Origin of the sequence: Streptomyces sp. NPDC048659 (assembly GCF_040650575.1) — a bacterium.
Taxonomy (GTDB): domain Bacteria; phylum Actinomycetota; class Actinomycetes; order Streptomycetales; family Streptomycetaceae; genus Streptomyces.
This window is the reverse complement of the sequence record NZ_JBEZHM010000051.1, coordinates 51,168-62,864: the sequence shown is the minus strand read 5'-3', so window position 1 is coordinate 62,864 and position 11,697 is coordinate 51,168. Positions and strand designations below refer to the sequence as shown.

Sequence of the window (11,697 nt, the reverse complement as noted above, 5' to 3'; positions counted from 1 at the left end):
GTCCCGATCGTCGCCCCGGTGTTCCTCGCCATCGGCGCCGGCACCGGCAACTACGGGGCGGCGGCGGGCGGCGGAGCCCGTGGCGGTCGGCTCGGGACCGGGGGTCCTGGCCGGTGCGGAGGTGGTGCTCACGGGACTCACCGTTCGGTCAGTTCTGCTCGAGGAGCTTGTTCATCTGCTCGGCGGCGCTGTCCAGGGCCGCCTTCGGGCTGAGCTTGCCCGTGAAGCACTTGGCGATCTCGTTGCGGAGGATCGTCTTCATCTCGTCGCTGAACAGGACGGGCGTGTAGTTCACCGCGCTCGGCAGCATCTTGGCCGAGGCGACCCGGATCTTGCCCTCTTCGGTGCCGTCCGGCTTCGTCCAGTACTCCTTCTCCAGCGAGCCCTTCGTGGACGGGAAGACGGCGACCTTGTGGCCGAACTCCTCCTGGTTCTTCGCGTTGGTGAGGAAGTGCGCGAAGGCGACGGCGGTGGCGGTGTTCTTGCTCTGGGAGTTCACCGACAGGCCCTGGAGATACATGTTCTGCTTGCCGGTGTTCGTCGGCACTTCGGTGATGCCGATGTTCTCGTACAGCGACGGCGCGTTCTGCTTGAAGTTGTCGAGGTCGTGCGCGCTGCCGGGGTTCATGGCGATTTCCTGCTGGAGGAACTTCTGACCCGTGGAATCGTCCTTGAGGGTCAGGGTCTGCTTGTGCAGTCCGCCGTTGTCGTACAGCTCCTTGAACTTGGTGAGGAGTTCCACGCCCTTGTCGCTGTTGAGCGTGATCTTCTTCCCCTCCGTGTCCATCGCCTCGACTCCGTAGCGGCCGAAGTCCTCGACGGTCGGGGGCTGTCCGAGGGTCGCCTCGCCCTTCTTCGCGAGTTCGCCGGCCACGGCGAACAGCTCGTCGAAGGTCTTGGGCGGCTTGTTCGCGTCGACACCCGCCTTCTCGAACATCGTCTTGTTGTAGAAGAGCGGCCCGCTGTTGAGGTACCAGGGGAAGGAGTACGTACCGTCCATGCCCGGCATCTCGAAGCCCTTCCAGGCTCCTTCGAGGTACTCGGGCTTGAACTTCTTGGCGACCTCGTCCTTGTCCAGGTTGAGCAGCAGACCCGCCTTGGCCAGCGGGTACGCGAGGTCGGGCGAGAGGTTGACCACGTCCGGGAGCGAGCCGGCGGAGGCGTCGGCGCTCAGCTTGTCGGGGTAGCCGTCGGCGGGCTGGTCCACCCACTTGACCTTCGCCCCGGGATGCTCCTTCTCGAAGTCCGCGATGACGCCTTCGAAATAGTCCTTGAAGTTCGCCCGCAGGTTCCAGGTCTGGAACTTGATGGTCCCTTCGACCTTTCCGTCGGTGGACGATCCGGCCTTCGAGGATCCGCCGCCACCGCCACAGGCGGTGATGGTGGCGAGACAGAGGACCGTACCGATACCGACGGTTGTCCTGATCGCGACGCTGCGAGAAATGGACATCTGGGCTGACTCCTTGCTGCAGATCAATGCGGGGTGGGTCGAGCTGCCCTCACCTTGGATCCGAATCAGCTTTAGGTCAAAGCCCGTTGAACGGCCTCTGGGGACGAAATCCCAGGTCAGCGCCACTAAAGAGGACTAAAGTTTCTAAACCTGTGGTCGTTGGTCGCTACACCCGGTCCACCCGGGGAGTTTTACTGAGCACAGCAGCCAAGACCAGGAGGTATTCCCGCGGCCATGTGTGCGCAGAAGAACGGGAACGAAGGCCCGTACCGCCCCGGAAGGCCGCTGACGCCGCCCCGTGGCCCCGCGGCCCGCCGGTCCCCCGCCGCCGCGCGCCGCCCGTCCTGGGAGGACGTCCCGCCGCCGGGCCCCCGCACCCCCACGCTCAAGGAGATCGCCGACGAGGCCGGGGTCTCGCCGACGGCGGTCTCCTTCGCCCTCAACAACCGGGCCGGCGTCTCGGACGAGACCCGCCGCCGGATCCTCTCCCTCGCCTCCCAGATGGGCCGCCGCGTCCCCGCCGCCGGACCGGCCGCCGACCGGGACCGCTCCCGCGCCATCGGCCTCGTCCTCGCCCGCCCGGCCGGCAGCCTCGGCGTCGAGGCGTTCTTCCTCCAGGTGGTCTCCGGCATCCAGGCGGCGCTCGCCCCGCACGACCACGCGCTGGTCTTCCAGATGGTCGACGACATCGACGCCGAGTGCGAGCTGTACCGGCGCTGGTGGACCGAGCGCCGCGTCGACGGCGTCATCGTGGTCGACCCCCGGGTCAGCGACCCGCGCCCGGAGACCCTCGCCGTGCTCGGGCTGCCCGCCGTCGTCATCGGCGCCCTCGACAGCGCGGGCCCCGACGGCCCGGACTCCGGGCCGCACCGGCGCCGCGCCGCCCTCTCCACCCTCTGGGCGGACGACGCGGGCGCGATGGACCTGATCGTGCACCACCTCCACGAGCTCGGGCACCGGCGCATCGCCCACATGGCGGGGCCGCCCGGACTCGCCCACACCGCCCGCCGGATCGCCGCCCTCCGCTCCGCCGCCCGTCGGCTGGGCCTCGACCACATCGTCTCGGTCACCACCGACTTCTCCGACCGGCAGGGTGTCAAGGCGGCCCGGCGCCTCCTCGGCGCCTCGCTGCGCCCCACGGCCCTCATCTGCCACAACGAGGTGATGGCGGTGACGGCGGCGGGCGTCGCCACGGAGCGCGGGCTGCGCATCCCCGAGGACGTGTCGATCGTGTCGTGGGAGGACTCGGCGATCTGCCGCACCTTCCACCCCCCGCTCAGCGCCCTCACCCGCGAACCCGGCTCCTTCGGCCGCCGCGCCGCCGCCGAGGTCCTGCACCTCCTCGCGGGCGCCGAGTCCCGCCGCCTCCAGGACCCGCTGCCGAGCCTGGAGATCCGCGAGAGCTGCGGGCCGGCGCCGCTGGACGGCCGGGCACCGCTGGACGAACCGGCACCGGTCGACGGCGGGGGCCCGGGCGCCGACCAAGCCCCGGGCGCCGGACGCCGAGGCGCGTGAGGGACGGGCGGGCGGGGGCCCGTCCCGCAGCGCTTCCCCTTTCTCTTAGTCCCCCTGATCCCTCTGATCCCCCTGGTCCTTCTGGTCCCTCTCGTCCCCTCTTCCTTCCCCTCCCCTTCCACCCACGACAGCGAGCGAGTACGAGCCCCATGTCCGAGACCTCCCAGACCCGAACCCCTCTGCCGTCCGCCCCGCCCGCCGACGCGGTGGTCGCCGCGATCGACATCGGCGGCACCAAGATCGCCGGTGCGCTGGTCGACGGCGGCGGCGCGCTGCTGACGCGCGTCCAGCTCCCGACGCCCGCCACCCAGGGCGCCGACACGCTCATGCGCCAGGTCGAGCTCGTGCTCGCGGAGCTGCGCGCGCACGCGGACTGGTCGCGCGTGCGGGCGCTGGGCGTGGGCTGCGCGGGACCGGTCGACACGGTCGCGGGGACCGTCAGCCCGGTCAACATCCCCGGCTGGCGCGAGTTCCCCCTGGTGGACCGGCTGCGCGCCGCCGTCGCGGAGTTCGCGGACGGTGCGGAGCTGCCGGTGCGGATGATCGCGGACGGGCCGGCGATGGCCGCCGCCGAGTTCTGGAACGGCGCCGCCCGCGGTACGGCCAACGCCCTCTGCATGGTGGTCTCCACCGGCGTCGGCGGCGGGCTGATCCTCGACGGCAAGCCGTACATGGGACTCAGCGGCAACGCGGGCCACATCGGTCACATCAGCGTCGACCTGGACGGGGAGGAGTGCCCCTGCGGCGGCCGTGGCTGCGTGGAGCGGCTGGCCAGCGGCCCGAGCATCGTGCGCTACGCGCTGGCGGAGGGCTGGACCCCGCCGGCCGGGGAGGAGGCGACGGCCCGTACGGTCGCCGACGCCGCGCGGCGCGGCGAGCCGGTGCCGCTCGCGGCGTTCGCCCGCGCGGCCCGCGCGGTGGCCGCCTCGGTGGCGGCGACGGCGGCGCTGGTGGAGCTGGAGGTCGTGGTGATCGGCGGCGGGGTCGCGGCCTCGGGGGATCTGCTCTTCGACGGCGTACGCGCCGAGTTGAAGCGGTACGCGACCCTGACCTTCACCCGTGACCTGCGGGTCCTCCCGGCGAAGGCGGGCACCGACGCGGGCCTGGTCGGCGCGGCGGCGGTGGCGTTCGGCTTCTGACACCTGGTGACACCTCGGGCCGGAGGGGCCGGGACGCGCGAGGAGCGCGCCCCGGCCCCTCCGGCGTGCCGCGTGCGTGCGACGGCGGACACACGAAAGGCCCGGGAGCGGCGCGTGCCTCCCGGACCTTCCACGGATGAGTTCTTCGGTTTGGAGCTACGGATGGGTCTTACGAGGGGAGGCGGTCCCCCGTGACGGCGGAGAACAGGTGGATCTCGTCCTCCCGGGGCAGGACCCGCACGGTCTGGCCCCGCAGGCCCTCCTCGCGCCCGAAGGTGCGCACGGTCATGGGGGCGTCCTCCCCGTTGCCGAGGTCGAGGCGGCCGTACGCGAAGCCCTCCGAGCCGAGCTCCTCCACGGTGTAGAAGGTGACCGGGAGGCCCTTGTCGCTGTGCCGGGCGTGGAAGTCGAGGTGCTCGGGCCGGATGCCCATGGTGATCTTGTCGCTGTCCGTGGCCTTGCGGGCCGCGTCGCTGATCCGGATGAGGCTGCCGCCGAAGTGGATGCCCTCGTCGGTGAGCGGGAGGGTGAAGAGGTTCATGGCGGGCGAGCCGATGAACCCGGCGACGAAGACGTTGGCCGGCTCGTCGTACATCTTGCGCGGCGGGTCGCACTGCTGGAGCACGCCGTCCTTGAGTACGGCGACCCGGTCGCCCATGGTCATGGCCTCGACCTGGTCGTGGGTGACGTACACGGTGGTCGTGCCGAGGCGGCGCTGGAGGGAGGCGATCTCGGCGCGGGTCTGGACGCGGAGCTTGGCGTCGAGGTTGGACAGCGGCTCGTCCATGAGGAAGACCTGGGGCTCGCGCACGATGGCGCGGCCCATGGCGACGCGCTGGCGCTGGCCGCCGGAGAGCGCCTTCGGCTTGCGCTGGAGGTACTCGGTCAGGTCGAGGATGCGGGCCGCCTCGTCGACGCGCCGCTGGATCTCCGCCTTGTCCACCTTGGCGATCTTCAGGGCGAAGCCCATGTTCTGGGCGACCGTCATGTGCGGGTAGAGGGCGTAGTTCTGGAACACCATCGAGATGTCCCGGTCCTTCGGCGGGAGGTAGGTGACGTCGCGGTCACCGATGCTGATCGAGCCCTCGGTGACGTCCTCCAGGCCCGCCAGCATGCGCAGCGTGGTGGACTTGCCGCAGCCGGACGGGCCGACGAGGACGAGGAACTCGCCGTCGCGGATGTCGAGGTCGAGGTTCTTGACGGTGGGCGCGTCGGCCCCCGGGTAGGTCAGCGACACGTTGTCGAAGACGATGCCTGCCACGGTGGTTCCTTCCCATCACCGGCGGTACGTGCCGGACGATCCAAGTGGAATGAGAGCAACTGGTGTAGACCAATTGCCTTCACCCTCCTCAGCGGCGGCACGGCTGGTCAAGCCCTCCGCGCCCCGAGCCGCCCGCTCCGACGAGAAGGGGCCGAACGACCCTGCCTCCGGCGGACCGAAAGGCCCGCCGGGCCCCGGAATCCCCCTCCGAAGGACCCGGCCTTCCGGCCCTCCCCGGCCTCGGCGCGGAGGGCCGTTGTCAGTGGTGGATGAGAAGGTATGTATATCGAGTTCGAGGAGGGGGAGCCTTCATGGCCGGAAACCAGAACTACATCAATCATGTCGCCCTTGTGCTGGACGCGAGTTCGTCGATGTCGCGCCTGAGCCGAAAGGTCGTCGAGGTCGCCGATCAGCAGATCTCCTATCTGGCGCGCCGTTCGCAGGAACTCGACCAGGAAACGCGGGTCACGGTCTATGTGTTCGCCGACAAGGTGGAATGCGTGATCTACGACAAGGACGTGCTCCGGATGCCGTCCCTGAAGTCGCTCTACCGGGTCGGCGGCATGACCGCCCTGCTCGCCGCGACGCTCAAGTCGCAGCGGGAGCTGGCCCAGACGGCGCAGCTGTACGGCGACCACAGCTTCCTGACCTTCGTGCTGACGGACGGCCAGGAGAACGCGAGCCACCGCTGCGACGACGCCCCGAGCAAGGACCCGCGCGGCCTGATGCAGGCCGTGGCGGAGCTCGTCGAGAAGCAGGAGGACAACTGGACGCTGGCCGTCCTCGTGCCGGACCAGATGGGCAAGCGCGAGGCCATGCAGTGCGGTTTCCCGAAGGACAACATCGCGGTCTGGGACGCCACGAGCACGCAGGGCCTGGAAGAGGCCGGAGTCGTCATCCGCGAGGCCACCGAGAAATTCATGGTGGGCCGCACGAAGGGAATCCGCGGCTCCCGCGCGGTTTTCTCCACCGGGGCCGACGCGGTCAACACGCAAACCATCAAGGCGGCCGGTCTGACCCCGCTGGACGCGTCCGCCTATGAGCTGATTCCGGTGGCCCGTGACATAGCGATCCGGGAATGGGTCACCGAAAGCGGACACACCTACCGTACGGGCTGCGCTTTCTACCAGTTGAGCAAGTCGGAGAAGGTCCAGGCGCGTAAGCAGATCGCCGTCCTGGAGAAGAAGACGGACCGGATCTTCACGGGCCCCGAGGCCCGCGCCCTGCTCGGCCTGCCGGACGCGGAGGTCCGCCTGAAGCCCGACCACAACGACGACTTCACGATCTTCGTGCAGAGCACGAGCGTGAACCGCAAGCTCGTGGCCCAGACCCGCCTCCTCCTCATGACCTGACCGGACCTGACCGGACGGGACGGCAGCCCCGTCCCGTCCCCGCACACTTACGCGCCCCCTCCCCCAGCAGGCCGGTGAGGGGGCGCGTCGGCGTGGGGGGCGGGACCGGTCACACATCCGGGGGTGACGTCGCTCCGCCGGACTCGTTGGCCCGTGTATGCAGTCCCCTCAGACGAACACCGCGCTCACCCGTTCGGCCTCGATACCCGCCCCCCGGCCGCCCTCCCGCGACCAGGCGGAGGCGGCGCTGATCGAGCACTATCCCGCGCTCGTACGCCTCGCCTACCTGATCCTCCCGCCCCGCCTCGGCCGGCACCGCAAGGTCCTCGCCGCCCACGCCCTGGTCCAACGCACCCTCACCCGCACGAGCGGCCTGACGCACCGGGGGCCGTCCACGGGAGGACCAGATGGGAAGGGGGACGGGGACCGGCACGGAGATCGGCACGGAGTCCGAGGCGGGGACCGCGAGCAGCGGGAGCGCATGGGGGAGGAAGCGCGGGGCCCGGCGGCTACCGGCGCCGCCGCGCACGGAACGGGCGACGGCGGGCCCGGCGAGGGCATGCTGGCTGAGAGCGGGCCGATCCAGAGCGGATCGGTCGAGACCGGATCGGTCGACGGCAGGACCGGCGACGAAGGACCGGGCGACGGCGGGGCGGGCGGCGCGGTCACCGGCGAGCAGCAATCCCGGCCCGACGCCCCGGGCATCCCCCCGCTTCCGAGGCCCCGCACCGAGGAGACGCCCGCGCGGGCGGCGCGGGACTGGCTCCGCGCCCGGGTCGTACGGGACGCCCTGCGCCCGCCGCTCCGTGTGGCGACCGGCGCGGCCCTGCCCAAGGCGCTCGGCCTGCGGATGTTCCCCCGGGCGGGCGGCACGGACGAACTCGCGCTGGACCGGGCCCTCGCCGCCGCAGAGCCCGCGACCCGCGCGGCCCTGGCGCTGACGGCCCTGGAGGGCCTCGCCCCCGCCGCCACGCTCGCGCTGCTGCGCGGGGCAGGTGTCACCGAGCCTGAGCGGGCGGTACGGGAGGCGGAGCGGCTGCGCACGCTCGGCGGCCTTGACGTGGCGGAGCTGCTGCGCCGCCCTGAGTTCGACCCCTGCACGGTCCACCTGCGCCCGACCGATCTGCTGCGCCGGAGCCGGCGCGTCCGCTCGGCCGCCCTCGTCGCCGCCGTCGCCCTCGTCACCGGGGCCGCCGTCGGCGTCCTCGGCGACACCCCCTCGGCTCCCGCTCCCCCGCGTACGGCGGTGGTCTCGCTCCCGGAGACCTGGACGCCGTCGCGCGTACCGTCCGAGCAGTGGGCCGACACCGCGCGCGTCGACTTCACCGCCTGGCCGGCGCGTGGCGACCGGACCGGCGACCGGGCCCTGATCCGGCGGGCCATGACGGCGTGGACGGGCGGCGGCCCCGGCCCTGGGGCGGGCTCCGAGCGGCCGTCCCTGCTGTACGCGGGCACGGTGGACGGCTCGGCCGTCGTCCTCCTGCACACCGGCCGCACACTCATCCGCTACACCGACCCCGGCTCCGCCGCCCCCCGCTCCGGCCCCGGGGGCGACGGCCCCGCTCTGGTGCGTACGCGGGCCGACAACAGCGACGTGACGACCGCGGCGGCCGTCGTGCTCACCCGGACGGGAGAGCGCACCCGCTATCTGCTCGCGCCCTGGATCGCCGAGGCGGGGACGCGGGACCTGCGCGCGCCCGCCTCGGCCCCCCGCCCCCTCCGCGTATCGGCGGACGGGACCACGGAACCGGTGCCCTCCCCCGCGGCGGCCGGCCCCTGCGACGCGGTGCCGGTGCTCCAGCTCCGCTCGTCCAGAAGGATCGTGGAGGACCACGCCTTCCTCGTCGCCGATCTGGGCGACCTCGTCCCCGCCCATCTGACCTGGACCCCCCTCCCTGTCCCCGGCGAGGCGGCACGGCGGCCACGGGAGGCTGCGGGTCCTCTCGGGCTCGCCGCCTGGTCGCACTCGGCCTGCTCGCTCTCCCCGCTCCGGGGCGAGGGCATCCGCTCGGTCAACCGCTGGGAGTTCGCGGCGCAGTCCCTCCCCGAGAAGGCGGGACGCGCGCTCTGGATCTGTTCCCGCGCCGACACCTGGGAGGGGCCGGGGCAGGCTCAGGTCACGCTGGAGGTCCCCGGCCGCTCCCTCCCCGTGACGACCGTGCGCCCCACCGCCGCCTGCGGGCGCTTCGGGCAGGACGTCCTCGCGGGCGCCTACTGGTCGGCGAAGCCCGGAGGGCCGCGCTATCTCCTCGCGGCGGGCAGCCGCCGGGTCGTCGGCGTCGCCACGCGGGGCCCGGTCAGCGCCCGCGCCCCGGGACCGGTGCTGGCGGTACGCGCCGACGGTCCCGCCCCGGTCCGCCTCACCGGCCGCCTCCCCGACGGCTCGTCCCTGCCCGGGTGGACGACCCCCGCGATGGAAGCGGGCGGGTGAGAGTGAGGGGGCGGGGGCGGGAGCGGGGGCAGGATCACGGTCCCGCCCCCTCTCCCCCTCCTCCGTCGCGGGTCAGGACACCAGCAGGCCCTCCACCTCGGTCAGCTTGACGGTGGACAGCCCGCCCCGCTCGGTCGTCACGTCCGTCACCTCCAGCCGCGTACCCGGGGCGAGGATGTACTCCTCCTCGCCGGTGAAGGCCGAGAAGCTGCGGATGCCGACCGCGCGGGCGGGCGTCACCTCGAACAGCGTCCGCTTGCCCCGGCTGCCGAGGAAGGACCGGGCCACGCTCAGCTGCGAGGTGCAGGACGAGACGCCCCACCAGGTGACCGTGGAGCCGAGCGGGTACTGCCGCCGCAGGTCCAGGCCGACACCACGCCACAGCGGCTTCTTGTGGGCGGGCAGGTCCCCGACCGCGGCGAACAGCAGGCGCAGGTACGGCAGGTAGGGGACGACGCGGCTGCGGTCCGGGGAGCGCAGGACGGCGTTGATGTTCCGGTAGAAGCCGGACTCGCAGGTGTAGAGGAACAGCGCGGCGATGGCGTCGGCCGACAGCCCCGCCCCGGCCTGCTCGTCCGCCCGCCGCTTGCCGAACTCGCGCGAGCGGTCGATGTGCCGGGCGAGCCCGGCCAGCACCCCTGTGACCGGCGCGACGGCGTCCTCGAACGGCATCAGGCGCGTGTCGAAGACGCCGGTGACCGGGGGCAGGACGTGTCCCTCGTCCTGGACGCTGGTGAGCCGCTCCAGATAGAGCTGGTGGAGCTCCATGGTGGAGGCGATGAAGGCGCCCATCCGCGCGGCGACCCCGGCGTCCGCGCCTCCCCCTCCGGTGCCCGCGGTGGCCGCGCCGGCGGGCGGCGCGTCCCAGCCCTTGCTCGGCAGCCAGTCGACCGCCTCGGAGCCGAGCGAGAGCAGGGCGTCGTTCACCGTGGCGAAGTGGTCGCCCTCGCAGAACAGGTCGCCCTGGGCGGCCGGATTCGCGTGGTCGATGTGCCGCACCTCCACGCCCGGGTACTTCTTCTGGAGCCGCAGGACCGTCCGCTTCAGGCTGCGGGCGTGGGCGCCCCACCAGGTGAAGACGACTCCGCGGTCCTGCTCGTCCACGGCCTCCTGCTTGGCGCGGAGGATCTCCTCGACGATCGCCTCGGCCACCGGACGCCAGAAGCCGGTGTGCTGGTCGGTGGCCATCGCCCCGTCGGCGCTGGCGGTCAGCGAGGCGTTGAGCAGCAGCACGCCCTGCGTGAGCATCGCCTGGAACCACTCGGGCGGCTGGACGGTGTCGCGCTCCTTCAGCAGGGCGCGGACCTCTCCGACGGGCGTCTTCTTGGCGATGCCGTACTTCCACATCGCCGCAGCCTTGATCAGGCAGCGGATGCTGACGACCCTGCCGAACTGGCTGTCCTTCCAGTCGTTGAAGGTGTTGTCGAACATCGCGATGCCGGTGGCGCTCTCCGGCCGCGGATACGGGTTCTGCCCGAAGGCGACCACCCTCCACTTGTGCGGCGGGTGCGGCTTCAGCGCCTGGAAGGTGAGCTCCCGTACGGGCACGACCTGCGGGCTGCGGTCGGGTCCGATGAACGCGGCGGCGTCCGGGCGGGCCTCGATGACCGGCTTGAGGACCGGAAGCCAGGGCTCTCCCCCGCCCGCGAACAGACCGGCGAGCCCGAGCGGGTCGTCGGCGGCGGGCGCGTCCGCGGCCACGGCGGCCTGCACTGGTGCGGGAGCCGCCACGGGCGCGGGAGTCGGCAGCGGCGCGGGGAGCTGCTCCTTCGGAGGTGTGATCCGCACCCGTGTCGTCACCGGCACCTGTTCGATGCCCGCGAGCTGAGTGGTGATCGTGGCGCGCAGCTCGTCGTCGTTCTCGAACCAGTGGTCGTGGAAGAGGGTGTAGCCGGTCCACATGAGGTTCGCGCAGACGCGGGCCGGCACCTTGCCCGTCCTGGCGCCCATCCCGACCAGGGCCACCGAACGGATGCTGCCCGGGACCAGCCGGTTCTGGCGGTGCACGGCCTGGAAGGCCGCCGCGCAGGCCATCGCCACGTTCAGCGTCTCGCTCACGTTCTGCGAGGAGTCCACCATCGTCGGCGTCGAGATCACGAAGCGCGGCACGGCTGCCCCGGACGGGACGCAGACGGCGCTGCCCACCGGCATCCCCCCGGCGAACCGGTCCCGGATCGCCCGGCGCACCTTCAGCTGGATGCCCGCCCCGAGGTGCCGCTTGATCACGGCGTCGACGCCGCCGTCCATCCGGCCCGCCGAGTTCGTCGGCGTGACCCAGGCGTCCACGTCCTCGTCGAGGATCGAACCTCGGCGGATCTCCAGGCCCGGCGTGTCGGCGAACGCGGCCCGCCACGCCTTCACCACGCTCTCGTTGACGTCCGTCAGAACGACCCGGAGCGGCGTCTCGGCACAGCCTTCGGTCATCACAAATCCCCCCTGTCAGAAGCTCTTTCCTCCAGCGCTTCCGACGTTACGGGACACCACTGACAACGCCGGTGGGGGCGCCGGGCACCGGCTCTCGCCAGGCACGACGCCCCCTTCGGTCCTGT

General features: G+C 72.2%; 7 protein-coding genes. 4 read left to right on the top strand and 3 right to left on the bottom strand.

What is annotated here, in order from left to right; genetic code table 11:
* Positions 1–148 precede the first annotated feature (148 nt).
* Positions 149–1,450, bottom strand: a complete 1,302-nt coding sequence (locus AB0C99_RS30645; protein ID WP_362481963.1) for a sugar ABC transporter substrate-binding protein — start codon at positions 1,448–1,450, stop codon at positions 149–151.
* Between the two features lie 234 nt (positions 1,451–1,684).
* Between AB0C99_RS30645 and AB0C99_RS30640 the strand changes: the two genes are divergently transcribed.
* Together AB0C99_RS30640 and AB0C99_RS30635 are read left to right on the top strand one after the other, a co-directional pair.
* Positions 1,685–2,965 (top strand): LacI family DNA-binding transcriptional regulator, encoded by a 1,281-nt coding sequence (locus AB0C99_RS30640; protein ID WP_362481960.1) that lies wholly within the window; start codon positions 1,685–1,687, stop codon positions 2,963–2,965.
* Between the two features lie 149 nt (positions 2,966–3,114).
* The gene (locus AB0C99_RS30635; RefSeq protein WP_362481958.1) at positions 3,115–4,104 is read left to right on the top strand and encodes an ROK family protein; all 990 of its coding nucleotides are present in this window, start codon (positions 3,115–3,117) and stop codon (positions 4,102–4,104) included.
* 169 nt (positions 4,105–4,273) lie between these two features.
* On the opposite strand, the gene ugpC is transcribed toward AB0C99_RS30635, so the two are convergent.
* Positions 4,274–5,365, bottom strand: coding sequence for a sn-glycerol-3-phosphate ABC transporter ATP-binding protein UgpC (gene ugpC / locus AB0C99_RS30630; RefSeq protein WP_362481955.1), 1,092 nt, complete (start codon positions 5,363–5,365; stop codon positions 4,274–4,276).
* Positions 5,366–5,676: 311 nt separating this feature from the next.
* Between ugpC and AB0C99_RS30625 the strand changes: the two genes are divergently transcribed.
* Together AB0C99_RS30625 and AB0C99_RS30620 are read left to right on the top strand one after the other, a co-directional pair.
* Positions 5,677–6,717 carry a vWA domain-containing protein gene (locus AB0C99_RS30625; RefSeq protein WP_362481953.1) on the top strand — a complete coding sequence of 347 codons (1,041 nt, stop codon included), beginning with the start codon at positions 5,677–5,679 and terminating at the stop codon, positions 6,715–6,717.
* 157 nt (positions 6,718–6,874) lie between these two features.
* Positions 6,875–9,148: a hypothetical protein gene (locus tag AB0C99_RS30620; RefSeq protein ID WP_362481950.1), complete on the top strand. Its 2,274-nt coding sequence runs from the start codon at positions 6,875–6,877 to the stop codon at positions 9,146–9,148.
* Between the two features lie 72 nt (positions 9,149–9,220).
* On the opposite strand, the gene AB0C99_RS30615 is transcribed toward AB0C99_RS30620, so the two are convergent.
* Positions 9,221–11,572, bottom strand: coding sequence for an ADP-ribosyltransferase domain-containing protein (locus AB0C99_RS30615; protein WP_362481948.1), 2,352 nt, complete (start codon positions 11,570–11,572; stop codon positions 9,221–9,223).
* Positions 11,573–11,697 lie beyond the last annotated feature (125 nt).

Bases quoted from the DNA above. Each gene is read 5' to 3' on its own strand.
- AB0C99_RS30640 (WP_362481960.1), top strand. From the start codon at position 1,685: ATGTGTGCGCAGAAGAACGGGAACGAAGGCCCGTACCGCCCCGGAAGG.
- AB0C99_RS30620 (WP_362481950.1), top strand. From the start codon at position 6,875: ATGCAGTCCCCTCAGACGAACACCGCGCTCACCCGTTCGGCCTCGATA.
- AB0C99_RS30645 (WP_362481963.1), bottom strand. From the start codon at position 1,450: ATGTCCATTTCTCGCAGCGTCGCGATCAGGACAACCGTCGGTATCGGT.
- AB0C99_RS30615 (WP_362481948.1), bottom strand. From the start codon at position 11,572: ATGACCGAAGGCTGTGCCGAGACGCCGCTCCGGGTCGTTCTGACGGAC.
- AB0C99_RS30635 (WP_362481958.1), top strand. From the start codon at position 3,115: ATGTCCGAGACCTCCCAGACCCGAACCCCTCTGCCGTCCGCCCCGCCC.
- AB0C99_RS30625 (WP_362481953.1), top strand. From the start codon at position 5,677: ATGGCCGGAAACCAGAACTACATCAATCATGTCGCCCTTGTGCTGGAC.